Origin of the sequence: Mannheimia granulomatis (assembly GCF_011455695.1) — a bacterium.
Classification (GTDB): Bacteria; Pseudomonadota; Gammaproteobacteria; order Enterobacterales; family Pasteurellaceae; genus Mannheimia; species Mannheimia granulomatis_A.
Window position 1 is genome coordinate 966,183 of sequence record NZ_CP015030.1, and the last position, 24,913, is coordinate 991,095.

The window sequence follows — 24,913 nt, forward strand, 5'->3', positions numbered from 1 at the left end:
GAAAATTTTACATTTTCGCCTTTTTGTTTAGCCTTTTAAGGTTTTATTGGGTTCTTTGGCAATTTCTCGAGCCAATTTCGGCACAAGATAGCCAGAGGTAATTTTTTGCAACTCTCGATAAATTTCAATCGCCTTTTCATCTGCAAGATAAAAATGACTGGCTCCTGCAACTTTATCAAACAAGTGCAAGTAATAAGGTAAAATGCCGTATGCAAAAAGCTTATCACTTAAAGCTTTTAAAATTTGTGCATTGTCATTCACCCCCTTAAGCATTACCGATTGGTTCAGTAATATCACTCCTGCTTGTTTTAGCATTTTCATTTTTGCCGCAAAAATATCGTCAATCTCATTAGCATGATTAATATGCGTAACTAAAACTACATTTAGCCTCGATTTTGCTAACCGTTCACAAAATTCTTCGGTAATACGGTTTGGAATCACAACCGGTAGTCGTGAATGAATCCGTAGCGTTTTGATATGCGGAACTTGTTCTAAATGTGTAATCAACCAATCCAATTCCTGATCTTTTGCCATTAGTGGATCACCACCGGAAAAAATCACCTCCTCCAACTCTTTATGCTGTGCAATATATTCCAAGCTTTCCGCCCAAACAGCTTTACCACTTTTCACTTCATCATACGGAAAATGTCGGCGAAAACAGTAGCGGCAGTTAATCGCACAGCTGTTTTTTACCATAAATAACAAGCGGTTATGATATTTATGCAAAATATTCGGAGCAGGACTTTCTTGTTCTTCCAACGGATCGACAACAAAACCCTCTGACTCAATAAATTCAGCCTGTGATGACATAGCTTGCAAAAAGAGCGGGTCGTTCGGATTGCCTTTTTCAATTTTTTCCGCAAAGGCTCTTGGCACCCGCAAAGGAAATAGTTTTCGAGCAGCAATATCTTGCTCAAAATCTATTGGATTAAGTTTAATAAATTGCAGCAAATCGACAGGATTATTGAAGGCTTGGGCAAGTTCAGTAAGCCAAAGAGGTTTTATTTGAATAGGTTGCATTTAACGTTTTAGGGGCAGGTTTTAACCTGCCCGAGCTTAATTATAAAATAACGGAGGGTTAAAACCCTCCCCTACGATTTTCTTTAAGATTCTTAAAAATTAAGGAATTAAATTACATTGTAATGGTGAGCCATTTGGATTTACCATCACAACCGGAGGCGTTTGTCCGCCTTGTGCTGCAGCTAAATACTGAACACCTGCAATGCAATAACGGCGGTAACCATCTGTTTTTTCAACAAGGAACGGATCGATTTGTCCACCAATACTCTTAAACTCAGCAACAGCCGAAGACACATTTGCAACATTTTGCGAAGAATTAACCGCTTGCTGTGCATTTACATCTGCTGATTGATTAGCCTGTGCCGTTGATGAAAGCATATCACCTAACACATAACCTGCCGCAGCACCCATTGCAACATTCGCCAGTGTGCTACCATTACGCACTTGCGGTTGAGCTGCTGCATTTGGTGTATTTGCAAAAGTTGCATCTTTATGCTGTGTTTGCTGTCTCATTACAGGCTTAGTTGCTACCGCTTTTGACGAACTCATTGAACGGAAACCGCCCGAACGCCCACCTTTAGCTTCAACTACAGTTGCTACAGATAACGCTAAAATAGTTGAGAGAGTAATAAATTTTTTCATTTACATTCCTTCTTATGAAATTTTAAAAATTATAGCAAAAAATTGCAGAGATTTTTCGCTAATTTTATGAATTTAGGTTATTATATGGCTCTTTTTGACAAACCCAATAGGGTTAGGTTCAAAATCTGTTAATTTATTGTTATTTATTTAAATAATTGAGGAACCAATGGCTAATTACAGCACTAACGACTTTAAAAAAGGTTTAAAATTTATCCAAGATGGTGAACCTTGTGTTATCGTTGAAAACGAATTCGTAAAACCGGGGAAAGGCCAAGCATTTACCCGTACTAAAATCCGCAAATTAATTTCCGGTAAAGTATTAGAAATCAACTTTAAATCAGGCTCAACTGTTGAAGCTGCTGATGTTGTTGATTCTAACTACAACTACTCTTACAACGATGGTGATTTCTGGTATTTTATGCACCCTGAAACGTTTGAGCAAATCTCTGTTGATAGCAAAGCATTAGGCGACAATGTGAAATGGTTGGTTGATAATGCGGAATGTATCGTCACTTTATGGAATGGCTCTGCAATCGCGGTAACGCCACCAAACTTTGTTGAGCTTGAGATCGTTGAAACCGATCCGGGCTTAAAAGGCGATACAGCAGGTACCGGTGGCAAACCGGCTACATTAAGCACCGGTGCAGTAGTAAACGTACCATTATTCGTTCAAATCGGTGAAGTAATCCGTGTCGATACCCGCTCTGGCGAATATGTTTCACGTGTAAAATAATCAAAACGATTAATAATTTTTACAAGCGGTCAAATTTCTTGCAAATTTTGCAAAGAATTTGACCGCTTGTATTGTTATTGACCTCAGCTAAAACACCTTTTCGGATATGCTTTTGATGCAGCGCTTTCCCCAAGTTACTACTTTCAAGAAGGATATATTGAGGCTATAAGCTTAACAATAAGCCAATAATCCCCGCACCAAACAGGTCAAAAACAGCGTGAGCTAAAATAAACGGTACAATAGAACCAACTTTTTTACGCAATAAAATAAAAGCGACACCGGTTGATGCTATGGCGAAAGCTGAAGGTAACCCTTGATAAATATGGAAAATAAACCGTACAAATACGCTTAAAACCAGCGCCTTTTGAGCATGTTCTGGTTTAACAGCGAATGCCAATCCCATAAAAAACAGCTCTTCGTAAAATCCGTTAACGAAAGCAAATACCAGTAAACCTATACTAATATGAGAAAAAAACGATTCAACTTTAGCAACTCCCAGGAAAGGATTTTCCCCGCTGATAAGCCAATAACCACCATAAAGCAGAGTATCACTGATTAATGCGCCTAAGAGTGCTAAGCCTAATGCCCAGGGCAAGGTATTTTTTCCTACTGATATCGGAATAAGAGAAAAATCAAATCGCCTTAAATAAAGATAGATAAATGCGACAATTAACGCACATAACTCTATGGTAACTGTAAACCAGTTAGCTTCATCGGAAAATGAAGCAGCAGAGATTGGGTCAAGCGCAGAACCATAAAAATATCCCCATATCGATACCATAGAGAAATAGCCAAAAAACAATACTGATAACACGATAAAATCAGCTAAATTTAATCTCGATTTATTTGAATACTGCATTGAAATACTCCTTTTAAAAAAACGTATTGTAGCAAATTAATACCCATATTAAAATTAAGATTATTTAATCCTTCTTTAAACATTCAAACCAGAGCCAAATGTTAAAAGACAAGCGGTTATTTTTTCTTAAAAATTTGCAAATTACTACCGAAATCTAACCGCTTGAGCTGGCAACTCAAAACGTGTAGAATTTACCGTTATTTTATTCAAAAACTAGAGAAAATTATGAGCGAAGACATTTTAACGGCTGAAACAGAAACTCGAGCCAATTTTATTACCCATATTATTGATGAAGATTTAGCAAGCGGTAAACATAATAACGTTTATACCCGTTTCCCGCCTGAGCCAAACGGCTATTTACACATTGGTCATGCAAAATCGATTTGCTTAAACTTTGGTATCGCTCAAGAGTACAAAGGCAAATGTAACTTACGTTTTGATGACACTAACCCGGTAAAAGAAGATGTGGAATATGTAGATTCCATTAAGCAAGACGTGGAATGGTTGGGCTTTAAATGGGAAGGCGAACCTCGCTATGCTTCAGATTACTTCGACCAACTTTATACTTATGCTATTGAATTAATCAATAAAGGCTTAGCTTATGTATGCGAATTATCACCAGATGAAATGCGTGAATATCGCGGAACATTAACCGAGTCGGGGAAAAATAGCCCTTACCGTGATCGTTCTGTTGAAGAAAACTTAGCCCTATTTGAAAAAATGAAAAACGGCGGTTTTGAAGAAGGTAAGGCATGCTTACGTGCTAAAATTGATATGGCCTCGCCTTTTATCGTAATGCGTGACCCGGTAATTTATCGTGTAAAATTCGCTCACCATCACCAAACAGGTGACAAATGGTGCATTTACCCAATGTACGATTTCACCCACTGTATTTCCGATGCGATTGAGAGAATCACCCACTCTATCTGTACCTTAGAATTCCAAGATAATCGCCGTTTATATGACTGGGTATTGGAAAATATTTCGATTGAGCGCCCCTTACCGCATCAATATGAATTTTCACGACTTAATTTAGAAGGCACTTTAACTTCTAAACGTAAGCTATTGAAATTAGTGACAGATGGCACAGTGGACGGTTGGAATGACCCTCGTATGCCAACTATTTCCGGCTTACGCCGTCGTGGATATACCCCTGCTTCATTACGTGAATTCTGCCGCCGCATTGGTGTTACTAAACAGGATAACGTGGTGGAATACTCTGCTCTTGAGGCCTGTATTCGTGAAGATTTAAACGAAAATGCACCACGTGCAATGGCAGTGATCAACCCTGTTCGTGTTGTGATTGAAAACTTTAGTGAAAAAGAAATCTTAAAAGCACCTAATCATCCAAATCGCCCTGAATTAGGTGAGCGTGATTTGCCGTTTACGCGTGAACTTTATATTGATGAGGCGGACTTCCGTGAAGAAGCGAACAAACAATATAAACGCTTAGTGTTAGGTAAAGAAGTCCGCCTACGTAATGCTTATGTGATTAAAGCAGAACGTGTAGAAAAAGATGCAAGCGGTCGAATTTCTACGATTTTTTGCACCTATGACCCTGAAACATTAGGCAAAAATCCGGCTGATGGACGTAAAGTGAAAGGCGTTATCCATTGGGTTTCAGCAGAAGATAACAAACCAGCAGAGTTCCGCATTTACGATCGCTTATTTACCGTGCCAAATCCAGGAGCTGAAGAAGATATTAACGCGGTGTTAAACCCAGAATCTTTAGTGGTGAGACACGGTTTTGTTGAGCCGAGTTTAGCCAATACTAAAGCAGAACAGGGCTATCAATTTGAGCGTGAAGGCTATTATTGCTTAGATAGCAAAGATGGCTCAGCCGATAACCTCGTGTTTAACTTAACTGTAAGCTTGAAGGAAAGTGTTGCCTTCTAGCATTAGAGAAAATTTTGAATTTACAATACCGGCAGATCAAATAATGCCGGTATTTTTTTACATTTGATTTAGGCACCAAACATAAAAAAAGCCCCAGTAATTGGGGCCACTCGGAAAGCAAATTTATGTGTCAGGTTGCTAAGTACAACACTTATTCTTGTTACGCTAAGGTTAAGCGAATTTAACTTTTGTTTCAAATAGAATTTACTTGAAATATCAACCAATGTTTAAATTTGTGATCTGTGTCATATTTTTTGACAGCAAAACTCAAAAAATAAAAAGCCCTCATGAATGAGGGCTAAAAAATATATACCTAAAAAATTAAACAATGCCTTGTTCTAACATCGCATTTGCTACTTTTTTGAAGCCTGCGATATTTGCACCATTTACATAGTTGATATAACCGTCTGCTTCAGTACCGTTTTCTACACAGTTTTCGTGGATAGATTTCATAATATTGAATAAACGTTGATCAACTTCTTCTCTGCTCCATGATAAACGGATCGCATTTTGGCTCATTTCTAAACCAGATGTCGCAACACCACCGGCATTCGCTGCTTTACCCGGTGCATAAAGGATTTTAGCGCCAATAAACACTTCAACACCGCCTAAAGTTGTTGGCATATTCGCACCTTCAGACACACAAACACAGCCGTTTTTCACTAACTCTTTTGCATCTTCAGTATCTAATTCGTTTTGGGTTGCACAAGGTAATGCGATATCACAAGCCACACCCCATGGTTTTTGGCCGTCAAAGTATTTCAAACCTTCTTCCTTCGCATAAACAGATAAACGTTCACGACGCTCATTTTTAAGCACTAATAATGCGTTGAGTTGTGCTTCTGTCATACCTGAATCCGGGAATAACACATAACCGTTAGAATCAGAAACAGTTAAGACTTTACCGCCTTTTTGGATCACTTTTTCTGCCGCATATTGTGCTACGTTACCTGAACCGGAAATCACAACACGTTTACCTTCAACAGATTGTCCTCTTGTTGCTAGCATTGACTCAGCAAAGTAAACTGCACCATAACCTGTCGCTTCCGGACGAATTAAGCTACCGCCCCACGTTAAAGATTTACCAGTTAAAACAGAGGTAAACTCATTGCGTAATTTTTTGTACTGACCGTACATATAGCCGATTTCACGACCACCCACGCCGATGTCACCAGCCGGTACGTCTGTATCTGCACCGATGTGGCGGAATAATTCGCTCATAAATGCTTGGCAAAAACGCATTACTTCCGCATCAGATTTACCTTTAGGATCGAAATCCGAACCACCTTTACCACCGCCCATTGGTAATGTAGTTAAGGCGTTTTTGAATACTTGCTCAAAGGCTAAGAATTTTAATACGCCTAAATCCACAGTCGGGTGGAAACGGATACCGCCTTTGTATGGACCGATCGCTGAACTCATTTGTACACGATAACCGCGGTTTACTTGTACTTGACCATTATCATCCACCCAAGTTACACGAAAGCTGATTACACGTTCTGGTTCAACAATGCGTTCCAATAAACCTTGTTGAGTATATTTTGGATTTTTTGCTAAGAATGGACCTAAAGAACCAAATACTTCCTCAACTGCTTGGTGGAAAGGTGCTTGGTTTGGATCACGTTGTTTGATTTTTTGGAAAAGTGCGTTTAAATCGCTCATTCTAGACTCCTGATTTTATTTTGATGTTGTGTATTTAAGATGGTGTAAGTCTAGCAAGCTATTAGAAATTTTAAAAGCATAAATTAGAAAAATTTATCCATAAATAACAAAAATTAAGTTAAATGCTTAATTATTATACAAATAGAAAACCCACCTCATTTTTGAAGTGGGTTTGAGCATAAATTCATGCTTAATTACGGCTGTTTCGCTTTACTATCATCAATTTTTGAAACTAGCCCTTTCGTATCAAAATAGACGAACAAATTACGTTGTTCAGGTTCTTTATAACCTTCACGCTTGATAAAAACATAATCCCAACGATGAGTATCAAAAATATTTTTAAGCATTGGCGTACCAAGTAAATATTCCACTTGCTCAGAAGTCATACCAACACGTAATTGATCAATTTTATCTTGTTCTAAATAGTTACCTTGTGGCACATCAATACGATATACCACTTTCTCAACCGTTGAGCAAGCTGTAATACTCATTGCAACGAACATGGTTGCTAAAAGAGATTTCATTTTCATATATTAACCTTTTGACTATATCAATGTAGATATTTGAATAATACCTAAACTAATAAAAATTTTCCATTATTTATTACGCTCAAGCTGATCACGTAAATTTGCAGGTAATCCTTTGATTGTCAAAGTATCGTTTAGTTCATCCCAAATCAATCGCTCACCTAATAATTGAGCATCAAAGCTAATTGTAACCCCTTTGCCTGAACCCGAATATTTCGTTAATGCTTTTAAAGTACTACGCATTGGTGGGATACTTTCTTCTAAGCCATAAGCTTCATTTTGGGTAAATTGAGCAAACTCCACTTCGTTTAAGGTAGGAAGCACTTGTGAAATCTCATTTAAAGCAATTTCTTCGCCGTTATTGATCTGCTCCTTGCAATAATCAAAGACTTGTTTTTTCACTTCCCTTGTTTGTGGAGCAGATAATTCACCTTGCTCACAATAATCATTGACTGCCTGTAATAAAGTTTGATTTTGAACTTGAGGATTAAACCCTTCTTCCGCACTTAAAAAGTCCATAAAGAAATCAGCAATTCTACGACCTACTCTCCCTTTCACAAAGGTTAAATAACGATTAGATTGTGAATCAATTTTCAGCTCGGTTAAATTAATACGGCAGGCAATATCATATTGCGAAATTTCTAAATATTGAGTACGTTTTACTTCTAACTGATCATCAACCAACATTGAGCTACGGCTATCAATTAAAGCGATAAATAAATATTCGGTTGCTAAAAACGTATAGCGACAAAGAATAAAGGTACCACCATCTGCAAAAGGATATTTAATTAACTCTGCCGCCAACATTTTGGCACAACTGTGGCTAAAAGGTAAAAAATCGGTTTCCTTCTCTAATAAACGGTTAAGTTGCTGAGCGAATACAGATTCCGGCTTAAATAAACCGTATGCTTTCGCTTTGGTTTGATAGGCTTGATGTAATTGCAACATCATTTGATCAACCTCAGCCGAAATATCTAATAAATTCTCACGTAACAAGGTCTTTAATTCCTGGGCATTCCCATCTGTTTTTTGCAGTTGATGTAATACAATTTCTGAAACATTAATGCTCATTTATGCTATTCCTTTATTCCAAATCATAGGAAAAGATATTATCATTAATCCACTTATTTTTCATTAATAGGAGTAACAGATGACAACCATCCACACCGAAAACGCCCCTGCAGCAATCGGTCCTTATGTACAAGCAGTTGATTTAGGCAATATGGTGCTAACTTCCGGACAAATCCCAGTCAATCCTCAAACAGGTGAAATCCCAACTGATATTGCACAGCAAACCCGTCAATCACTAGAGAATGTGAAAGCCATTATTGAGCAAGCAGGTCTTACTGTTGCAGATATTGTAAAAACTACTGTATTTGTTAAAGATCTCAACGCATTTGCAACCGTTAATGCTGAATATGAAGCTTTTTTCCGTGAAAATGGCCACCCTGCCTTCCCGGCTCGCTCTTGTGTAGAAGTCGCTCGCTTACCTAAAGATGTTGGGATAGAAATTGAAGCCATTGCTGCTCGCTTATAACAAGCGGTCATTTTGTTGAGATTTTTTGCAAATGGACAAAATTATTCCTAATTGGAACGTTCCCCGACATGTTCAGGCATTTACTACAGTCAGAAATGGTGGTGTCAGCAAAGCCCCTTTCGACAGTTTCAACTTAGGTAGCCACGTTAATGATAATCTTAATGACGTGCTACAAAACCGCAAATTGTTGGTAGAGAAATTTAAATTGCCTCACATGCCACTGTTTTTAACACAAACGCATAGTACCAGAGTGATTCGACTACCCTATTCAGGCAATGACTTTGAAGCAGATGCTGTTTATACCAATCAGCCAAACCAAGTCTGCCTCATTATGACGGCAGATTGCTTGCCAGTGTTATTCGTAAGCAAAGACGGTAAAGAAATCGCAGCCGCTCACGCAGGCTGGCGTGGTTTATGTGATGGCGTGCTGGAAGCTACTGTTGCAGAATTTGACTGCAAGCCCGCTAATATTTCTGTTTGGTTAGGACCGGCTATCGGACCAAACGCCTTTCAGGTCGGAATTGATGTGATTGAGCAATTTTGTGCCTTTGATCCAAATGCAAAGGAAGCCTTTATTAAAGATGCTTCTACAAGCGGTAAGTTTTTAGGAAATCTTTACCAAATCGCAAAACAGCGATTAAACAAAATCGGCATTATCAATATTTGGGGAGGAGAACATTGCACTTACACAGAAAAAGAACAATTTTTCTCTTACCGCCGAGATAAACAGACAGGGAGAATGGCAAGCTTCATTTGGCGACAGGAATAACGCTCTATTCTCGGTCAATAATTAGCCGAGTAATCATCTAACACTAGACGAATACTCGGTTTTTCTCTATAATCCAATCCACTTTTTATCCCCCCATAGCTCAGTGGTTAGAGCAGGCGACTCATAATCGCTTGGTCGCTGGTTCAAGTCCGGCTGGGGGGACCATCCGAACTTTCCAACCTTTCGTATATTCTCGCTAATCCTTGATAAACCTAGTTTAAACTGGATTTAACTTGTCTTTTTATTTCGTATTAACTGAAATCATTCTTGAGAAGCATATAAGACCTCACGATATCCTCCTCTTTATTCCCAATCACTGTAACTATTAGCCAAAATGCAGCAGATTAGAGGCAATAGAAAGTATGACATTATAACGCTCCTAACAAAACAATGAACAAACGCCTAATAATGTGATCAAAAAAATAAATAATGGTAAATATGCAGTATTATTAGTTGACCACTGTTTAAGAAGTATTGCTATCACGTATTTACACGATCTATTTACTGAAGGTCTCAAGTAGTTGAAGCCTGTCTATCACACATAAGCGGAGATATCACAACAAATGCTTATTATCGTGGAAATTACTTGAGAGAAGGTGAGAGTAATGCAAGCTTGGAGGGATTATGTAGAACAATGTTCAACACAATCAACCCTAGTTAAGTAGTTTACAAAAAAATTTAAATGCCCTTTAACACATCTTTAAGGAGCGTTTAAATTTTTATTACTATATTGCTACAAGCGGTCAATTTTAATCAATTTTTTGCAATTAACTTTGAGGATCAATTAAATCAATCAGTTTCATCACGACTTCGTCAATTAAATAAGATTCAGCTTCCGTTGAATATTTCGCGCCTCTGGCAGCTAAATCTAATGCTATGACTTGGTGACATAAAATCACACCACTAATTTTGCCTGATTTTGTACTATTGCCATCAATCGCAACCGTTACACTTTGTGAGCGGGCAGCATTTCCACCTATGGAGATCGGACAACAAATTGAAACACCTAATGCTTTATTAAGGACTTGTTCAGATACCACAATAAAGTAATGCGAATTGCGTAATTCTTTACCACTTGTAGGGTCTGGGTCTACATACCAAATTTCGCCTTTTTTCGGGATATGCATTACCATACTTCCTTACCTTGAGGGGAAAGAGCCACACTTTCGGCAATACTTGCATTTAATTCTGCGATTTCTTGGCTATCAATACCATCTAACAATTCGGCTAAGCTTTTTCTACCTCGTGCTTGGCGTTTCACAGGGCTTAGTATCACATTATCACCTTGTGCTTCAATATTAAGCGTATTACCCACTTGCCAGCCCATTTGAGCAATAATGGCATTAGGTACAGTCAGAATCATTGCACCGCCTTGTTGTCTTAACACAAGAGATTTATCCCAATTTATTCACCGATACAACCCCACAAAAATTACAGTGATTACCTCGTGGCTCACAACCGCTAAGGCAATAGCTGCATTTATCCGCTTTCGGGTCTGATGTGGATTTATCTTTCTCATCAAGAACGACAAATCCAAATGCAGATATTTGCCATAATAATTGGGCCAGAAATTTTGGTATTATCGGTTTCAATCATTTTTAATTTGACTTTTCATTTTAAGGGTATGCCTAAACACAACCTTTCAATAATACCAACCCTGAGTCTTGACTATTTATTATTCATCAATTACCACTTTACCAATGTAATCTAAATGACGGTATTTTTGTGCATAATCAATGCCATAACCTACAACGAATTCATCTGGAATTTCAAAACCGACCCATTTTACAGGCACATCAACTTCACGGCGAGAGGGTTTATCTAATAAGGTACAAATCGCCAATGAATTTGGATCACGTAACTTGAGAATTTCCCCTACCTTCCCTAAGGTAAATCCAGTATCAATAATATCTTCTACAATTAATACATCTTTACCACAAATTTCCCCATCTAAATCTTTTAAGATTTTTACATCACGGCTGGACTCAGTGCTGCTTCCGTAACTAGAAGCAGTTAAAAAATCTACTTCCACCGGTAAGTCTAAAAGTCTAACTAAATCTGCCATAAACATAAAAGATCCTCTAAGTAAGCCAACTACAACCAGATTTTTACAATTATTCTGTTGATAATGGCAGTTGATCTCTTTCGCTAATTCTTCAATACGATTTAGCACTTCGTCTTTTGAATGTAGAATGTCAATATGATGTTTTTTCATTAATATCTCCAAATAATTTTGATTACAAGCGGTAATAATTTACGATTTTTTGCACAATAATGGGAAAAGACTTATTCTCCCGATACTTTCATATTCTCTAATAAAATTGAGCCTGTCTGAATATTAGAACGGTGTTCAATATCATCTCCCACCGCAACGATATTTTTATACATTTCTTGTAATTGCCCTGCAATAGTAATTTCTGCAACCGGATATTGAATTTCGCCATTTTCTACCCAGAAGCCCGCAGCACCTCGAGAATATTCGCCTGTTACACTATTAATTGCTGAACCTAGCATTTCTGTCACTAATAAACCTGTTCCCATTTCTTTTAAGAGTGTATTTAAACCACCTGTGCAGTTTGGTTTGACTAACCAGTTATGAATTCCACCTGCATGGCCTGTGCTTTTAAGTCCCATTTTTCTGCCTGAATAGCTGGTCATTAAATAGGTTTGTAATATACCATCGGTAATAATTTCACGGTCTTGGGTAATAACCCCTTCGCTATCAAACGCTGAAGAGGCCAACTGACGTAATAAATGCGGACGCTCTGAAATCTCAAACCACTTAGGTAAAATCTGCTCGCCTAATTTATCTAATAAAAAACTGGATTTACGGTATAAAGCACCACCACTAATCGCTCCGGCTAAATGCCCAACTAAACCAGTTGCCACATCATTATAAAAAATCACCGGCATTTCCGCAGTTTTAATACGCTGAGGATTTAGGCGATCAACTGCTTTAATTGCTGCTTGTTGCCCCACCCACTTTGCTGATTGTAACTTATCAAACTCTCGGGAAATTGTATATTCATAGTCACGTTCAAGCTGATCTTCGTAGGCAGAAATCATGCTACAAGAAAGAGAGTAACGGCTGGATAGATAACTTTGTAGCATTCCGTGTGTATTGCCATACACTCGAATACCGCTATGGGAATTAAAGGTAGCCCCCTCGCTATTGACGATATTCTCATCTGCATTTAAAGCATAATGCTCTGCCTCAACCGCAAGTTGCACAGCTTGATCAACTGATATATCCGCTTGGTGATAAAGATCTAAATCCGGTGCAGTAAACGCCATCATCTCTTTATCAGCCAGCCCCGAGCAATTATCTTCTGAGGTATATTTTGCAATAGCCAAGGCAGACTCTACCGTTTTTTGAATAGACTCCGGCTGTAGATCAGAGGTAGATGCATTCCCTTTACGCTTTCCCAAATAAATAGAAATGCCGAGCGAACCGTCATTGTTGAACTCAATATTTTCCACTTGCTCCAAACGGCTAGACACAGAAAGTCCAGCTACTTTAGTCACGCCAACTTCTGCTTGTGCTCCAAATCTTTTTGCAAAATTTAACGCAAATTCGACCGCTTGCCTTAATTCTATTTCTTGCTGTTGAAGTTCTTGCTTGTTTGTAATTGACATTCTTTTTCCACTTTAGTGATTTCAAAAAATTGTTGGAATATATTCTAACTCAAATTTCTGTTAGAATAGGGCATTTTTTATCGAATAAAATTATAAAGGATAAATAATGGCTAAAAAACGTAGTAAAAATGAGATCGATTGGACAGATGAGGAAGAAGAAATCATCTGGGTCAGTAAAAGTGAAATCAAGCGTGATTCCGAGCAGCTAAAAAAAGTGGGTGCAGAATTAATTGAATTAACCCCACAAAATTTAGAAAAGATCCCATTAGACGATGATCTCAAAGAGGCTATCAAACAAGCTCAAGGCTTTAAATTAGAAGCCCGCCGCCGCCAAATTCAATTTATTGGCAAGTTACTGAGAAACCGTGATCCTGAGCCTATTCAAGAGGCGTTAGATAAAGTGAAAAACCGCCACAATCAACAGCAAGCTTTATTGCACAAGTTGGAATTAGTTCGAGATCAATTAATTACTATGGGCGATGCTTCATTAAATCATTTATTGGAAGAATACCCACAATTAGATCGCCAGCATTTACGCAACTTAATTCGCGGTGCAGTAAAAGAGCGTGAAGCCAATAAACCGGCAAAAAATTATCGTGAAATTTATCAATATTTAAAAACTGAAATTGCAGAGTGATGACTATGGATTACCTATCAACCATTATTAAAGCCCATTTTGGCTTAGCTTATATTAGTTTAGTGTTATTATTAACTCGTGGGGCGCTATCTGCCAAAATGGTCGATTGGCGACAATATAAAATCTTACGTATTGCCCCTCATGTAGTAGATACGTTTTTATTAATAAGTGGTTTTGTTATTATTGGTATTTTCCTCTCCAATGAGTTTTTTACCCTAGAGCAATTCAGTTGGTTATTACCTAAATTATTGTTTCTTGTGCTGTATGTAGTTTTCGCTACTAAAGCATTTAAAAAAGGACAAGCTTTTTCCTTAAAACATTACTTGCTTGCGGTAGTCTCTTTTATGCTTGTAATGCTTACAGCTACGCTTCACTAAAGGATAAATATGATTGGTCCTTTTGTTAACGCCGGTGCTGTGATTTTAGGTGGTATTTTAGGTGCCTATTTAGGCAGCCGACTACCGCAAAGACTGCGTACTACTCTGCCCTTAATTTTTGGCTTATGCTGCTTTGGATTAGGCATAATGCTTACTAACGCAGTCCAAAATATGTCAGCAGTGGTACTTGCCTTGATTACCGGAACTATTATCGGTGAGTTAATTTACCTAGAAAAACTGATTGGAAAAGCAGCCGGCTCTGTGAGAGGATTAATTGATAGATTTCTTCCACCTGCCCATAATATTTCGCAAGAGGAATTTTTGGAGAAATTTATTGCGATTCTTGTACTGTTTTGTGTGAGTGGCACCGGCATTTTTGGTGCAATGAAAGAAGGAATGACAGGCGATCCTACTATCCTTTACATCAAATCTATTTTAGATTTCTTCACCGCAATGATTTTTGCAGCTACACTAGGTTATGCAGTCGCAACTATTGCTATCCCACTAGTCTTTATTCAAGGAATTTTAGTATTATTAGCAACCGTGATTATGCCATTGACTACAGCAAATATGATGGCAGATTTCTCGGCAGTGGGTGGCTTACTACTCTTTGCTACCGGTTTTCGCATTTGTGGCATTAAAATGTTCCCGGTTGCTAATATGCTACCGGCACTACTTTTAGCAATGCCGATTTCTTATTTATGGGAATACTTTATTAAATGACAAAACAACGGATTATTGTAGGTATCAGCGGGGCAAGTGGCTTTCAATATGGCTATAAAGTCTTAAAACTACTCAAACCTTTCGCAAACATTGAAACCCATTTAGTGATTACAAAAGGGGCGGAAATGACACGCAGTTTAGAAACCTGCTACACCCGAGAAGAAATCCTTGCATTAGCCGATGAAGTCCATTCCATTCAAAATATTGGAGCCAGCATCGCCAGCGGCTCCTTTAAAACCGTAGGTATGATTATTGCGCCTTGCTCCATGCGAACCTTATCTTCCATCGCTCATGGGTTTAGTGATAATCTCCTTACTCGCGCAGCAGATGTGGTACTGAAAGAACGCCGCAAGTTAGTATTAATGATAAGAGAGGCCCCACTTAATCTCGCTCATATTGATAATATGCGAAAAGTGACAGAAATGGGGGGCATCATTTTCCCACCTATTCCGGCATTCTATCAACAGCCGAAAAGCCTTGATGAAATGGTAACGCATAGCGTGAGTCACGCCCTTTCGCTGTTAGATATTGAAATTCCTAATATGCCACATTGGGGAGAATAGTAGCGAATAAAACCACTTACCTTTTGCCAAATGAATGTTAAAATACCTGATATTTTTATTAGATATTTTATATGCAACCAATTCCTAACCTTATTTCAGATTTTATCCACGCTAATCATGTTGTTAGTTTCGCGGCTCATCACCAAACTGATTTTTGGGCCGCAAACTGTTTTTATGCCTTTGATGCTAACAATGCCCGGCTGATTATTTTAAGTAGCAAGAAAACCAAACACTCAAAGTTAATGCTGAAAAATCCACATATTGTCGGTACGATTTGTGCTCAACCCGAGAAAATAAGCGAAATTGAAGGTATTCAGTTCTCAGCAACAGTACAATGTTTAGAAAGTGAGCAAGAGAAAAACAGCGCTTTGCAAATTTATTACGAAAAACACCCGCTTGCACGGCTAAAACCTAGCGATGTTTGGGTATTATCTTTCAACACCATCAAGCATACCAGCAATAAAATAATATTTGCGAAAAAGACGATTTGGGAAAAACATAAAACCTGAGATTCAAATACTCCCTCTAGCTCTATCACGTTTAATCTGGCTAGGTGTTATCCCAAAAGTTCGCTTAAATGCCGTTGAAAAATTCTCCGAATTTGAATATCCAGCAAATTCAGCCGCTTGTGTAACACTCAATCCTTGTAATAATAATTTATAAGCTTGTTCTAATTTAGAACGTCTTAAATAGGCAAAAATGGAAGTTTTGTGATAATGCTGAAATTCATTTTGTAATGTTGTTACATTGGTATGGAAATACATTGCGATCTGCTTCAAATTCCAACCGTCAAATTTACCGTTATCTAATGATTCCGTTAGCTGTTGTACTCGATCTTTTTTTAACTGGGGAGCTTGCGTTAGCTGCGAAAAAGCACTTGCTAATAAAGCTAATAATTTCCCTTCTTTTTCAAGCAGCCCAAATGGTTGTATTTCCTGTTCTGACACAATATCGTGAATAAGCTTTAACATTCTCTGAGTCAAAATAATTTGGTGAGCTTTTAAATGCTGTTTAAAGTGATGATAGCTAGCTAAATTCAACTGACTTTCTATTATCCATTTAGGATATAGAAAGATAACAACCTCTTTTTGAAGTTGCCCTTTCCTAAAAATTTTACGCCCCATTTCAGCTCTATTTAGAGATAAAAACGCTGCTTGAGGGTTTAAACTTGCATCTAATTCAAATACTTCCGAATTAAAATCAATTTCAGAACGCCCACTCAATAATATAACCAATCTTAGCCCAGCTTCAAATTCTGCGTATTCTTGTTCTACTGTTTCGGTTACTAAAACCTCTGTATATTTCAGCATAAGATCTGAACGCAGTCGGTATAAATGTGAAAAACCTTTCATTCTGTTGGCTTCATCAATCAATATAGTTTTCATAAAATTAAAAACTTTTTTTCTCACAGTAAAAATTTTATTTTACAAAGGTTTTTTGCATAAAAACAAGATATTATTATATTCAATAATCATTCTTATTTAAGGGTAAACATAATGAAAATAACAAAATATTCACTCTCTTTAATAACTTTAGCTATTGTAGCCCCTCAAGTATTAGCACAAACAATATCTGAAATAGAATTAGATGCTATTGATGTCAAAGAAAAGTTAGCTGCTACTACTGGTTATATTCCTGTCTACACTACTGTAGGAACTAAAACATTGACCTCTTTGGCTCGCATACCTTTTAGTATCAACGTTATCTCTGATGATTTAATGAATGATCAAGCTGTTCGTTCTGTTACTGACGCTGTAGCTTATACCTCCGGTATGATGGGTGGTTATCGTGGTAACAATGCTCTTATCGAAATATCTATTCGTGGCATTGGTAATAAAAGTGATGGTGGTACAATCCCTACCTATTTAAATGGTTCTCGCTACCAAACCGCATTTGAAATTGATCCGTTCTTCTTAGAAAGTATCAATGTGATTAAAGGTCCAAATTCTATTCTATACGGGCAAGCTAATCCCGGTGGTGTAATGGATATTATCACCAAAAAAGCGAGTGGTAATCCGCATCGCCATTTGCAATTTATTGTTGGTAATCACAACCGCTACCAAGTAGGGCTTGATGTAGAAAAAAATCTTTCTGAAACGCTATCCGCTCGTTTAATTGGTCAATTGGAAAGAGCAAATTGGAATACACAATTTGTGAAAGAAAAAGGTGGAGCTTTTGCTCCAAGCCTTTTATGGAAACCAACTACAAATACAGAACTTAATGTTTATGCTTACTATGCAAAAAAACCACAAGCAGGCGACCGTAATTTCTTACCAAAAGAAGGGACGATTAATAGCGTAAACGGGAAAAAGCTCCCCTATGATATGTTCCTAAGCGATCTGAACTATCACAGTTTAAAATCAGAGCAAATGCAAGTAGGTTACAATTTTTCACATAAATTCTCACCAAACCTGACGTTCCGTCAGAATACAAGTTACCATAATGGGGAGGAGAATTTTAAAAATTTAGTGTATTGGGGTGATACTGGATCAGTTTTAGAGCGTAGAGCTCGCCGTTGGGATGTAAAAACCCAAGAAATCAGCTTAGATAACCAATTAGAATTTGTATTTAACACTGCAAATATAAATCATACCTTGTTATCCGGCATTGATTATAAACGAGTACGTGAAGATCTTGATAACTATATGGGGATTGCTCCTGATTTTGATTGGCAGAACCCAGTTTATGGCGTGACTATTGCAGAGCCTAGCTTATTTTCAAGTGAAGTAAAGCATTTAAAACAACTTGGTATTTATCTACAAGATCAAATGGAAATAGGTAACTTTGACTTCCTATTAGGTGGTCGTTACGATCAAGCAAAAAATAGCAATCAAGATCGCCTGAACAATAAAACAACTAATAACAAAGAAGGCAAATTTACTTGGCGTACCGGGTTAGTTTACAACTTTGAAAACGGTATCGCCCCGTATATCAGCTATAGTACCTCTTTTGTACCATCAGCCGAAAAAGATGCTCAAGGAAATTTCTTAAAACCAACTACTGCAGGGCAATGGGAAGTAGGAATGAAATACCAACCAACCCAAGACACCTTGCTCACCTTGACAGGATTTAAAATTACACAAAAAGGTTTAGCAAATTATCAATGGCAAACTCGCTCTTACGAACAAATTGGTGAAGTAGAAACCAAAGGAATTGAAGTTAGTTTAAATCAGCAATTATCCGATAAATTTTCAATAGCGGCTTCTTATGCTTACTTGAAAAAAGAAATTACCGCAGATAATGATGGTACTACGATTGGAAAAACACAATGGGGAGTTCCTCGCCATCAAGCATCACTTTGGGCAAAATATAAATTCTTTGATAAGCTAACCACGGGTGTAGGTGTACGCTATATGGGAACGACTTTTGGTAATAACCAAAATAATTTTACTGTACCGGCATACACAATTTACGATATGTCTCTGGCTTATGATTTTATGCCTAATTTGAACTTACAGCTCAACGCTCAAAATCTGACTAATAAAAAATATGTCGCAAGTTGTGCCAATAATTTTTCCTGTTTCTATGGAAAAGATCGCAATTTAAGTGCAACCTTAAACTATCATTTTTAATCTTTAACAGCCCTCAAATGAGGGCTTAAACTTTTGCAAAAAATATGAAAAAAACGACCGCTTGTATTATTAGTTTCTTAGTTTCATCTGTGCTTTATGCTAACAATATGACAATTGAGCTTAAACAAAATGATTTTGTTCAAGGAAAATTAATTCAGAAGGCTGAGCAGCCTCTTTCATTATCTATTGTTTTTCCTGATAAAAGTTCTCGCCTGCTGGCTAAAAATGTCTTTGGCGAACAAGATTTTATGTTTAAATCCGAACAAAACGGTACTGCTACTTTTTCTATTTTAGGTAATGGCTCAACTGTTTCAGACCAAGATTTCACATTAACGATTGAACGTCATATCCCAATCTCGGCACAAATTGCTCCACCTAAAGCAATTGAAAATGTACAGCTTGAAGAGCTCAGACAAAAGATTGCAAAAAATTCTAAAAAACAGACCGCTTTAATTAACGATTTTTGGGATAAAGTAAAACAAGTCGGTACGCCACTGATTGAACCATTGGACGAACAGCAAAGCCGAGTAACCTTTTTATGGCGTGGAGCAAAACAAAATGTTCGTATTTGGGGTGGTGTTTCAACCGAACACGATTTTATGGAACGCTTTGGCGAAACCGATTTATGGTATAAAAGCTATGTCGTGCCTAATGACACTTTGGTTGAATATCGCCTTTCGCCAGATATTCCAACTTTACCCGTGGATGAATATACCCAACGAAGAGCCTTGCTTGCAACAGCACAAGCCGATCCGCTCAACAAAATACCTTACTTTGAGAAAATTGGGCAGAATCTACAAAATACAGATAAGTTTAACTACTATTCTCTTGTTAAATTAGCAAAAGCCCCAACACAGTCTTATCTGCTTGAGGAGTCAAATACCGCCAAAGGCACAATGCAAGAATTGGTTTTCGATAGTGCAAAACTTGGAAATAAACGCCGATTATTTGCCTATTTGCCAGCGAATTTTAGTGTTGAAAACACCTATCCGGTTCTCTACCTGTTTGATGGTGTAGAATATACCGAACGTGTGCCAACTAAAACTATTTTAGATAATATGATCGCTCATAAAGCGATTCCGCCTACAGTGGCAGTTTTTATTGAAAACCCATCGAGTGAATCAAGACGCATTGAGCTGCCAGCCAACCCAATTTTTACTAAAATATTAGCGGAAGAAATCGTCCCTTTTGCCGAAAAATCCATTGGCGTGAAAGCAAAAGAGCGAATTATCGGCGGTTCTAGCTACGGCGGATTATCTTCGGCTTATACAGTGCTAAATTATTCTCATATATTTAACAAAGCACTAATTTTATCGGGCTCATTTTGGTGGAACCCTAAAAATACACCGAGTGAAAATAGTCACTACATCGCACACGAATTTGCGATAAAAGAAAAGTTGCCTGTTTGCTTTTTTATCAGTGCCGGATTTTATGAAAGCGGAAGATCTAATATACTGGAAACCTCTCGCCATTTAAAAGATGTGTTACTGGCAAAAGGCTACCCTGTTACTTATATGGAACAATCCACTTCCCACGGCTATTTAGCATGGCAAGGGTTAATTAGCGATGGATTAAAAGCTTTATTAGGGAAAGATTGCCAATATTCTCACTAAGGAATTGCAAAAATCATCCGATTTTCAACCGCTTGTATCTCGCAAAGCCAACCTTGCTCTTTGGCAAGCAATTCAAAATCGGTAAGGCTACTCTGCTGATTAAGTACAACCTCCAAGCTGTCGCCTTTTTTAAGATCGGTCATCGCTTTTTTAGTGGTTAGAAGCGGAATCGGACAAGCGTAGCCTGTTAAATCTAAAAAATAGTACATAATAAAAAACGGGCGAATCATCATTCGCCCATAAACCACAAGAAAATTAAAGTTTACGGCGTTCTGCCATCACCTTACCCATTGCCGATAATTTATCTTGCTCTAAATGCTCACGCCCAAGCTCAAATAACGGTTCTTCAATGGCGATGTGTGCATCGTAGCCTGCAACAAAATGAGTAATCAAATCACGATCCACATTTTCACGCGTACCTGCTAGTAACTCTCTCAACTGTTCAGATAAATCGTCCCAATTTTTGTGCAAATGCGTATGCTGACGCTCTAATTCATCCACATCTGCTTTTACTTGCGGCTGAACTTTGATAAGTTCAGGGAAAAAATCATCTTCTTCATCAGTATGATGAAGCGGAGCTGAAATATTAAAATAGTTCAGGATTTGCTGAACGTCATTTTTCACCGCTTGGTTCACGCCGTTTTTCTCAAGATAATCAGGCAAAATTTGAAGCTGTTTACAGAAGCTTTTTACTTTACCGTGACAGGCATAAAGCATATCAATCGGCTCAGCCCAGCTTGCAAATGCTTGTGGTTCGAGTTGTTGCATATAACCTCTGTTATTTGTTAATTTCAGACTGTAACGGTGGTACCTCTTTACCGATTCTAGCATAGAACTCAATCACAAAATCATCAAAACGATCATCTTCAATCGCTTGGCGAATTTCTGCCATTAAGCGTTGGTAATAACGTAAATTGTGAATAGTATTTAATCTCGCCCCTAAAATTTCACCACATTTATCTAAATGATATAAATAAGCTTTGGTGTAATTTTTACAGGTGTAGCAATCACATTCCGGATCAAGTGGTGTCGTGTCATTACGGTATTTTGCATTACGAATTTTCACAATGCCATTGGTCACAAATAAATGGCCGTTACGTGCGTTACGGGTTGGCATTACGCAGTCAAACATGTCAATCCCTCGGCGAACACCTTCTACCAAATCTTCCGGCTTACCAACCCCCATTAAGTAACGGGGCTTATCTGCCGGAATTTGCGGGCAAACATATTCTAAAATACGGTGCATATCCTCTTTTGGTTCACCAACAGCTAAACCACCGACCGCATAGCCATCAAAGCCGATCTCGACTAATTTTTCCACCGAAACCTTACGTAGTTCTTCGTAAATTCCACCTTGAATAATACCAAACAGCGCATTTGGATTTTCTAATTCATCAAAGCGATCGCGTGATCGTTTCGCCCAACGTAACGACATTTCCATTGATTTTTTCGCATAATCAAAGGTCGCTGGATAAGGCGTACATTCATCAAAAATCATCACAATATCAGAACCAAGATCGTACTGGATTTCCATTGATTTTTCAGGTGAAAGGAAAATTTTCTCCCCGCTAATTGGGTTTTGGAAAGTTACCCCTTCTTCTTTAATTTTACGTAATTTACCTAAACTAAATACTTGGAACCCACCGGAGTCAGTCAAAATGGGACCGTGCCATTGCATAAAATCATGTAAATCACCGTGCATTCTCATTACTTCTTGCCCCGGACGAAGCCAAAGGTGGAAAGTATTACCCAGTAAAATTTGAGCACCTGTTGCAGCCACCTCTTCAGGGGTCATACCTTTAACCGTCCCATAAGTACCCACCGGCATAAAGGCTGGTGTTTCAACATGATATTCGCCTTTAGGGCGAGAGAATGTTAATCGTCCACGGCGTGCATTGCCACTTGTTTTTTTTAATTCATACTTCATTTTTTATTCCACAAATAAACAGTTCGTGAAAGCGGTCAAAAACCGCCAAAATTTTACCAATTAGAATCTAAAGCCTGTGCCTATACCCAAACCGATTCCAACACCATTTGAGCCACCACCGGCTCCTATGCTTCCGCCCATACCGGTTGATGAGCAAGCAATTAAAGTCAAAATGCTAACGCATAATAAGAATTTTTTCATTTTTTCCTGTCCTAAAAGAAAAAGAGGGACTATGATGATAGCCCAAACGTATTTTAACCTGTTTAGATGATTAAACCTAATTTTAAAGGGTAAATTATGAAAATTTTACGTAAACTGACTATTTTATTACTTTCTTCAACCGCAATTCTTAACGCTAAAGCCGATTTACTTCGCATAAGTGAACAAGAAGTTAATGATTATTTAGCAACTAAGCTTGCTGAAAAAGTACCATTAAAAGATAAAGTTGGGGTCCCACAATTATTTGAATTGGATTACCACCTTCACTCTCTCTCAAGCCAGATTGGTAGAACAGAGGATAAAAAAGTGGCTATTTCCGGTGTAGTTGATGGGCTTTTAAAAGCCAGAGGGAAGAAATATGATGCCTCTATTACTTTGAATATGGATACAACTCCCTATTATGATTCACAAAAAGGTGCATTATTTCTAAAAGATATTAGACTACTTAATTGGTCTGCAACACCGTCAAGATACCAAAGCGAACTGCAAATGTTCTTACCGGTCTTAGTCGATGGTCTAAATAGCTTCCTCAGTAACAATCCAGTCTATACATTAGATGAAAGTAAAGCTCAAGAAGCAATGGTAAAAAAATTCGGTAAAGCTATCGTGGTCGAAAATGGAAGTATCAAATTAGAAACGACTATTTTTTAAATAATTTTGTGATCTTTGTCTAATTTTCAAACTTTAGCGGTTGAGATTTTGATCGTTTTATTTACAATCCGCTTATCGTCATTCAGTTATTTGGAGATTTGTATGGATATCGGTATTGTTAAATGGTTTAACAACGTAAAAGGATTTGGTTTTATTACATCAGAAGTATGCGAAAGCGACATTTTTGCTCATTTTTCTGAAATTAAAACCGAAGGATATCGATCATTAAAAGTTGGGCAAAAAGTACAGTTTGAATTAGTTCAAGGAGAACGTGGCGCCTCTGCCGCGAATATTCTCCCGATTGATGAAAAAGCATCATAAAATGCTGTATCACTGAAAAAATTATTGCTATTCTAATCGCATTTCTATTAACTGTTGTTCGACATAGTCTATGTCGAACACTTTTTATATCTAAACTATGTCTTTGTTCAGCCATTTTATTTTTATTAATCTTCTTTATGTTTTCGGTATCGGACTGAATATTGTTTTTCTACGTTTTTTAAGTCTACATTTTGATCCACTTAACAATAACGGCATACGTTTTTTAGCCGGTAGTTTGGTTTTATTGCTCCTTATTTTATGGCGATTTCGCTCATCACTTATCCAGCTTGCCCGTAGTCCTAAATTAATTGCTATTACTCTGTTTGTAGGATTAATGATGTCAGCCAATATGTATTTTTGGTTGAAAGGTGTAAAAATTACCAATGCCGTAACAGCCTCCATTTTCGGGGTACTGGCTATGCCTTTTGGAGTAATTATCGCGGCAATCTTCTTTCAAGATGAACGGCAAAAAATAAAATATAAAGCCTTTTGGTTCGGTTCATTACTTACTATTATCGGTTCACTTGGCTTTGTCTGGTATGGCAAAACACTCGCGATTGAAGAGGGATTTCTGCTTGGTTCATTCTTTCTCTTTTTATCTATCGTTATTCGAAACATCCAAAATTTAATGGTTAAATTCAGTAAAGCATTAAATGTCTTTACTTTAAGTTGTATAACCTCACTTACCACCTCTTTTTCCAGCTTGTTACTGAGCCAACAAGCGGGTAAATTTGATGAAATCTTTACCACTCCAAGCTGGCTAATGTTCTGTTTAATCGCAGTCGGTATCTACGCCATTCTGGTTGGAATGGTATTAACTTTCCACATCATCCAGACTCAAGGATTAGTTACTTACCAAGTACTTGAGCTACTTATGCCCGTTTCAACCGCGATTATGGCTTATCTCATACTTGGCGAGCATATCTACTTGATGCAAATTGTTTTTGCATTTATTGTGATTTTAGGGGCAAGTATCGCTCTCAGATTAGTAAAATTTCAGAAAAAATAGACCGCTTGTAAGCTGCCATT

General features: G+C 37.7%; 30 protein-coding genes and 1 tRNA gene. 15 read left to right on the forward strand and 16 right to left on the reverse strand.

Annotated features, from left to right (window positions below):
- Positions 1–27: 27 nt before the first annotated feature.
- Positions 28–1,020, reverse strand: coding sequence for an EF-P beta-lysylation protein EpmB (gene epmB / locus A4G16_RS04645; RefSeq protein WP_165888903.1), 993 nt, complete (start codon positions 1,018–1,020; stop codon positions 28–30).
- Positions 1,021–1,119: 99 nt separating this feature from the next.
- Complete coding sequence (locus A4G16_RS04650) at positions 1,120–1,662, reverse strand: hypothetical protein (protein ID WP_165888904.1); 543 nt, start codon at positions 1,660–1,662, stop codon at positions 1,120–1,122.
- Positions 1,663–1,828: 166 nt separating this feature from the next.
- Between A4G16_RS04650 and efp the strand changes: the two genes are divergently transcribed.
- Positions 1,829–2,395 (forward strand): elongation factor P, encoded by a 567-nt coding sequence (efp, locus tag A4G16_RS04655; protein ID WP_042803166.1) that lies wholly within the window; start codon positions 1,829–1,831, stop codon positions 2,393–2,395.
- Positions 2,396–2,558: 163 nt separating this feature from the next.
- Here efp and A4G16_RS04660 read toward each other — a convergent pair whose 3' ends face one another.
- Positions 2,559–3,254 carry a CPBP family intramembrane glutamic endopeptidase gene (locus A4G16_RS04660; protein ID WP_165888905.1) on the reverse strand — a complete coding sequence of 232 codons (696 nt, stop codon included), beginning with the start codon at positions 3,252–3,254 and terminating at the stop codon, positions 2,559–2,561.
- Positions 3,255–3,479: 225 nt separating this feature from the next.
- Here A4G16_RS04660 and glnS point away from each other — a divergent pair, with 225 nt between their 5' ends.
- Positions 3,480–5,150, forward strand: coding sequence for a glutamine--tRNA ligase (glnS, locus tag A4G16_RS04665; RefSeq protein WP_165888906.1), 1,671 nt, complete (start codon positions 3,480–3,482; stop codon positions 5,148–5,150).
- A gap of 321 nt (positions 5,151–5,471) precedes the next feature.
- On the opposite strand, the gene gdhA is transcribed toward glnS, so the two are convergent.
- The 3 genes from gdhA to yejK form a co-directional block, all read right to left on the reverse strand.
- On the reverse strand, positions 5,472–6,812 hold the full coding sequence (gene gdhA, locus A4G16_RS04670) for an NADP-specific glutamate dehydrogenase (protein WP_165888907.1): 1,341 nt from the start codon (positions 6,810–6,812) through the stop codon (positions 5,472–5,474).
- Positions 6,813–7,006: 194 nt separating this feature from the next.
- Complete coding sequence (gene bamE, locus A4G16_RS04675; RefSeq protein ID WP_165888908.1) at positions 7,007–7,342, reverse strand: outer membrane protein assembly factor BamE; 336 nt, start codon at positions 7,340–7,342, stop codon at positions 7,007–7,009.
- A gap of 66 nt (positions 7,343–7,408) precedes the next feature.
- Positions 7,409–8,410: a nucleoid-associated protein YejK gene (gene yejK, locus A4G16_RS04680; protein ID WP_165888909.1), complete on the reverse strand. Its 1,002-nt coding sequence runs from the start codon at positions 8,408–8,410 to the stop codon at positions 7,409–7,411.
- A 79-nt stretch (positions 8,411–8,489) separates the two neighbouring features.
- Here yejK and A4G16_RS04685 point away from each other — a divergent pair, with 79 nt between their 5' ends.
- The 3 genes from A4G16_RS04685 (at position 8,490) to A4G16_RS04695 (ending at position 9,810) form a co-directional block, all read left to right on the forward strand.
- Complete coding sequence (locus A4G16_RS04685; protein ID WP_027074524.1) at positions 8,490–8,876, forward strand: RidA family protein; 387 nt, start codon at positions 8,490–8,492, stop codon at positions 8,874–8,876.
- A gap of 31 nt (positions 8,877–8,907) precedes the next feature.
- Complete coding sequence (gene pgeF / locus A4G16_RS04690) at positions 8,908–9,645, forward strand: peptidoglycan editing factor PgeF (RefSeq protein WP_165888910.1); 738 nt, start codon at positions 8,908–8,910, stop codon at positions 9,643–9,645.
- An 89-nt stretch (positions 9,646–9,734) separates the two neighbouring features.
- Positions 9,735–9,810 (forward strand) — tRNA-Ile (locus tag A4G16_RS04695).
- A 602-nt stretch (positions 9,811–10,412) separates the two neighbouring features.
- Here A4G16_RS04695 and A4G16_RS04700 read toward each other — a convergent pair.
- The 5 genes from A4G16_RS04700 to pmbA form a co-directional block, all read right to left on the reverse strand.
- On the reverse strand, positions 10,413–10,778 hold the full coding sequence (locus A4G16_RS04700; RefSeq protein ID WP_165888911.1) for a type II toxin-antitoxin system PemK/MazF family toxin: 366 nt from the start codon (positions 10,776–10,778) through the stop codon (positions 10,413–10,415).
- Positions 10,772–11,032, reverse strand: coding sequence for an AbrB/MazE/SpoVT family DNA-binding domain-containing protein (locus A4G16_RS04705; RefSeq protein WP_237052392.1), 261 nt, complete (start codon positions 11,030–11,032; stop codon positions 10,772–10,774). The genes A4G16_RS04700 and A4G16_RS04705 overlap by 7 nt, the downstream gene beginning before the upstream one ends.
- 7 nt (positions 11,033–11,039) lie before the next feature.
- Complete coding sequence (locus tag A4G16_RS04710) at positions 11,040–11,237, reverse strand: hypothetical protein (RefSeq protein ID WP_420704464.1); 198 nt, start codon at positions 11,235–11,237, stop codon at positions 11,040–11,042.
- A gap of 83 nt (positions 11,238–11,320) precedes the next feature.
- Positions 11,321–11,860, reverse strand: a complete 540-nt coding sequence (gene hpt / locus A4G16_RS04715) for a hypoxanthine phosphoribosyltransferase (protein WP_165888912.1) — start codon at positions 11,858–11,860, stop codon at positions 11,321–11,323.
- A 71-nt stretch (positions 11,861–11,931) separates the two neighbouring features.
- Positions 11,932–13,281 carry a metalloprotease PmbA gene (pmbA, locus tag A4G16_RS04720; RefSeq protein WP_165888913.1) on the reverse strand — a complete coding sequence of 450 codons (1,350 nt, stop codon included), beginning with the start codon at positions 13,279–13,281 and terminating at the stop codon, positions 11,932–11,934.
- Between the two features lie 106 nt (positions 13,282–13,387).
- Between pmbA and yjgA the strand changes: the two genes are divergently transcribed.
- From yjgA to A4G16_RS04745, 5 genes are all read left to right on the forward strand, one after another.
- Entirely contained in the window at positions 13,388–13,918 is a 531-nt protein-coding gene (gene yjgA, locus A4G16_RS04725; RefSeq protein ID WP_027074520.1) for a ribosome biogenesis factor YjgA, read from the forward strand.
- A 5-nt stretch (positions 13,919–13,923) separates the two neighbouring features.
- Positions 13,924–14,295, forward strand: a complete 372-nt coding sequence (locus tag A4G16_RS04730) for a SirB2 family protein (protein WP_165888914.1) — start codon at positions 13,924–13,926, stop codon at positions 14,293–14,295.
- 9 nt (positions 14,296–14,304) lie between these two features.
- Positions 14,305–15,018 (forward strand): DUF554 domain-containing protein, encoded by a 714-nt coding sequence (locus A4G16_RS04735; protein WP_165888915.1) that lies wholly within the window; start codon positions 14,305–14,307, stop codon positions 15,016–15,018.
- Positions 15,015–15,581, forward strand: coding sequence for a UbiX family flavin prenyltransferase (locus tag A4G16_RS04740; RefSeq protein WP_165888916.1), 567 nt, complete (start codon positions 15,015–15,017; stop codon positions 15,579–15,581). Before A4G16_RS04735 ends, A4G16_RS04740 begins: the two co-directional genes overlap by 4 nt.
- A gap of 71 nt (positions 15,582–15,652) precedes the next feature.
- On the forward strand, positions 15,653–16,090 hold the full coding sequence (locus A4G16_RS04745) for a hypothetical protein (protein ID WP_165888917.1): 438 nt from the start codon (positions 15,653–15,655) through the stop codon (positions 16,088–16,090).
- A 3-nt stretch (positions 16,091–16,093) separates the two neighbouring features.
- Here A4G16_RS04745 and A4G16_RS04750 read toward each other — a convergent pair whose 3' ends face one another.
- Positions 16,094–16,966, reverse strand: coding sequence for a helix-turn-helix transcriptional regulator (locus A4G16_RS04750; protein ID WP_165888918.1), 873 nt, complete (start codon positions 16,964–16,966; stop codon positions 16,094–16,096).
- Positions 16,967–17,077: 111 nt separating this feature from the next.
- Here A4G16_RS04750 and A4G16_RS04755 point away from each other — a divergent pair, with 111 nt between their 5' ends.
- Positions 17,078–19,153 (forward strand): TonB-dependent siderophore receptor, encoded by a 2,076-nt coding sequence (locus A4G16_RS04755; protein WP_165888919.1) that lies wholly within the window; start codon positions 17,078–17,080, stop codon positions 19,151–19,153.
- 44 nt (positions 19,154–19,197) lie between these two features.
- Positions 19,198–20,766: an alpha/beta hydrolase-fold protein gene (locus A4G16_RS04760; RefSeq protein ID WP_165888920.1), complete on the forward strand. Its 1,569-nt coding sequence runs from the start codon at positions 19,198–19,200 to the stop codon at positions 20,764–20,766.
- On the opposite strand, the gene A4G16_RS04765 is transcribed toward A4G16_RS04760, so the two are convergent.
- The 4 genes from A4G16_RS04765 to A4G16_RS04780 are packed head-to-tail and all read right to left on the reverse strand — an operon-like array spanning position 20,763 to position 22,894.
- Positions 20,763–20,999 carry a sulfurtransferase TusA family protein gene (locus A4G16_RS04765; RefSeq protein ID WP_237052393.1) on the reverse strand — a complete coding sequence of 79 codons (237 nt, stop codon included), beginning with the start codon at positions 20,997–20,999 and terminating at the stop codon, positions 20,763–20,765. The two genes, A4G16_RS04760 and A4G16_RS04765, sit on opposite strands and share 4 nt — an antisense overlap.
- Positions 21,000–21,021: 22 nt before the next feature.
- Positions 21,022–21,534 carry a hemerythrin domain-containing protein gene (locus A4G16_RS04770; RefSeq protein ID WP_165888921.1) on the reverse strand — a complete coding sequence of 171 codons (513 nt, stop codon included), beginning with the start codon at positions 21,532–21,534 and terminating at the stop codon, positions 21,022–21,024.
- Between the two features lie 10 nt (positions 21,535–21,544).
- Complete coding sequence (tgt, locus tag A4G16_RS04775; protein WP_042803241.1) at positions 21,545–22,693, reverse strand: tRNA guanosine(34) transglycosylase Tgt; 1,149 nt, start codon at positions 22,691–22,693, stop codon at positions 21,545–21,547.
- A 60-nt stretch (positions 22,694–22,753) separates the two neighbouring features.
- Complete coding sequence (locus tag A4G16_RS04780) at positions 22,754–22,894, reverse strand: hypothetical protein (protein WP_165888922.1); 141 nt, start codon at positions 22,892–22,894, stop codon at positions 22,754–22,756.
- A 96-nt stretch (positions 22,895–22,990) separates the two neighbouring features.
- Here A4G16_RS04780 and A4G16_RS04785 point away from each other — a divergent pair, with 96 nt between their 5' ends.
- The 3 genes from A4G16_RS04785 (at position 22,991) to A4G16_RS04795 (ending at position 24,893) form a co-directional block, all read left to right on the forward strand.
- On the forward strand, positions 22,991–23,563 hold the full coding sequence (locus tag A4G16_RS04785) for a DUF1439 domain-containing protein (protein WP_165888923.1): 573 nt from the start codon (positions 22,991–22,993) through the stop codon (positions 23,561–23,563).
- Positions 23,564–23,665: 102 nt separating this feature from the next.
- Entirely contained in the window at positions 23,666–23,884 is a 219-nt protein-coding gene (cspD, locus tag A4G16_RS04790; protein WP_165888924.1) for a cold shock domain-containing protein CspD, read from the forward strand.
- Positions 23,885–23,981: 97 nt separating this feature from the next.
- On the forward strand, positions 23,982–24,893 hold the full coding sequence (locus A4G16_RS04795; protein ID WP_165888925.1) for a DMT family transporter: 912 nt from the start codon (positions 23,982–23,984) through the stop codon (positions 24,891–24,893).
- Positions 24,894–24,913: the final 20 nt, after the last annotated feature.

Bases quoted from the DNA above. Each gene is read 5' to 3' on its own strand.
- A4G16_RS04795 (WP_165888925.1), top strand. From the start codon at position 23,982: ATGTCTTTGTTCAGCCATTTTATTTTTATTAATCTTCTTTATGTTTTC.
- A4G16_RS04785 (WP_165888923.1), top strand. From the start codon at position 22,991: ATGAAAATTTTACGTAAACTGACTATTTTATTACTTTCTTCAACCGCA.
- efp (WP_042803166.1), top strand. From the start codon at position 1,829: ATGGCTAATTACAGCACTAACGACTTTAAAAAAGGTTTAAAATTTATC.
- A4G16_RS04765 (WP_237052393.1), bottom strand. From the start codon at position 20,999: ATGATGATTCGCCCGTTTTTTATTATGTACTATTTTTTAGATTTAACA.
- A4G16_RS04740 (WP_165888916.1), top strand. From the start codon at position 15,015: ATGACAAAACAACGGATTATTGTAGGTATCAGCGGGGCAAGTGGCTTT.
- A4G16_RS04755 (WP_165888919.1), top strand. From the start codon at position 17,078: ATGAAAATAACAAAATATTCACTCTCTTTAATAACTTTAGCTATTGTA.
- A4G16_RS04750 (WP_165888918.1), bottom strand. From the start codon at position 16,966: ATGAAAACTATATTGATTGATGAAGCCAACAGAATGAAAGGTTTTTCA.
- A4G16_RS04770 (WP_165888921.1), bottom strand. From the start codon at position 21,534: ATGCAACAACTCGAACCACAAGCATTTGCAAGCTGGGCTGAGCCGATT.
- cspD (WP_165888924.1), top strand. From the start codon at position 23,666: ATGGATATCGGTATTGTTAAATGGTTTAACAACGTAAAAGGATTTGGT.
- bamE (WP_165888908.1), bottom strand. From the start codon at position 7,342: ATGAAAATGAAATCTCTTTTAGCAACCATGTTCGTTGCAATGAGTATT.
- hpt (WP_165888912.1), bottom strand. From the start codon at position 11,860: ATGAAAAAACATCATATTGACATTCTACATTCAAAAGACGAAGTGCTA.
- tgt (WP_042803241.1), bottom strand. From the start codon at position 22,693: ATGAAGTATGAATTAAAAAAAACAAGTGGCAATGCACGCCGTGGACGA.
- A4G16_RS04780 (WP_165888922.1), bottom strand. From the start codon at position 22,894: ATGAAAAAATTCTTATTATGCGTTAGCATTTTGACTTTAATTGCTTGC.
- pgeF (WP_165888910.1), top strand. From the start codon at position 8,908: ATGGACAAAATTATTCCTAATTGGAACGTTCCCCGACATGTTCAGGCA.
- A4G16_RS04760 (WP_165888920.1), top strand. From the start codon at position 19,198: ATGAAAAAAACGACCGCTTGTATTATTAGTTTCTTAGTTTCATCTGTG.
- A4G16_RS04735 (WP_165888915.1), top strand. From the start codon at position 14,305: ATGATTGGTCCTTTTGTTAACGCCGGTGCTGTGATTTTAGGTGGTATT.
- A4G16_RS04660 (WP_165888905.1), bottom strand. From the start codon at position 3,254: ATGCAGTATTCAAATAAATCGAGATTAAATTTAGCTGATTTTATCGTG.
- pmbA (WP_165888913.1), bottom strand. From the start codon at position 13,281: ATGTCAATTACAAACAAGCAAGAACTTCAACAGCAAGAAATAGAATTA.
- gdhA (WP_165888907.1), bottom strand. From the start codon at position 6,812: ATGAGCGATTTAAACGCACTTTTCCAAAAAATCAAACAACGTGATCCA.
- A4G16_RS04650 (WP_165888904.1), bottom strand. From the start codon at position 1,662: ATGAAAAAATTTATTACTCTCTCAACTATTTTAGCGTTATCTGTAGCA.
- yjgA (WP_027074520.1), top strand. From the start codon at position 13,388: ATGGCTAAAAAACGTAGTAAAAATGAGATCGATTGGACAGATGAGGAA.
- A4G16_RS04730 (WP_165888914.1), top strand. From the start codon at position 13,924: ATGGATTACCTATCAACCATTATTAAAGCCCATTTTGGCTTAGCTTAT.
- glnS (WP_165888906.1), top strand. From the start codon at position 3,480: ATGAGCGAAGACATTTTAACGGCTGAAACAGAAACTCGAGCCAATTTT.
- epmB (WP_165888903.1), bottom strand. From the start codon at position 1,020: ATGCAACCTATTCAAATAAAACCTCTTTGGCTTACTGAACTTGCCCAA.
- A4G16_RS04745 (WP_165888917.1), top strand. From the start codon at position 15,653: ATGCAACCAATTCCTAACCTTATTTCAGATTTTATCCACGCTAATCAT.
- A4G16_RS04685 (WP_027074524.1), top strand. From the start codon at position 8,490: ATGACAACCATCCACACCGAAAACGCCCCTGCAGCAATCGGTCCTTAT.
- A4G16_RS04700 (WP_165888911.1), bottom strand. From the start codon at position 10,778: ATGGTAATGCATATCCCGAAAAAAGGCGAAATTTGGTATGTAGACCCA.
- yejK (WP_165888909.1), bottom strand. From the start codon at position 8,410: ATGAGCATTAATGTTTCAGAAATTGTATTACATCAACTGCAAAAAACA.